A 487-nucleotide genomic window follows, 5' to 3' on the forward strand; every position below is an offset into this window, starting at 1 on the left:
AATAGTTAAGAATTCATTTTATAGCTGTCTTTCTTCGCATAGGCAAAGTCGTTCAGAACTTTTTCAAAGCGCCTCGAATAAGCCTTTGGCTTGCTTAGCATCAGCTGACAGAAAACTTGCTGAACCTTTGTGTTGCTAGTTTTAGAGTAAAGTTGAAGTGCATATTTTGAGAAGTCTCTGACCATAAAATCAAATATTTGATCAATTAGGTCATCGTCAATTTCATTCAGATCCCAGCTTTCTAAAATCAACTGGCCGTAAGCGACCAAGGTAAATAACTCACCGACAATGAGTAAAAAGTCGATGTCCTTAATTTGCATCTTATTTGGGCGGGCCAGCATGAGCATTTTTTTGAAGATGGCTATCTGCTTTTTGAAAATATTGACGTTGGGCAAGTCGCATTTATCATACGCCAAGTGATAGTCGTGGAAGCGAGTTTTTCCGAGCCCTTTTGGGGTGAGTAGTTTGGCAAAAATCTGTTCCTTCT

At 39.2% G+C, this 487-nt stretch carries 1 pseudogene; it reads right to left on the reverse strand.

Features of this window, described 5'->3' with window-relative positions:
• Positions 1-5: 5 nt before the first annotated feature.
• A pseudogene (locus A3757_RS26010) lies at positions 6-487 on the reverse strand (hypothetical protein); the annotation flags it as partial.

The organism is Oleiphilus sp. HI0117, assembly GCF_001635235.1.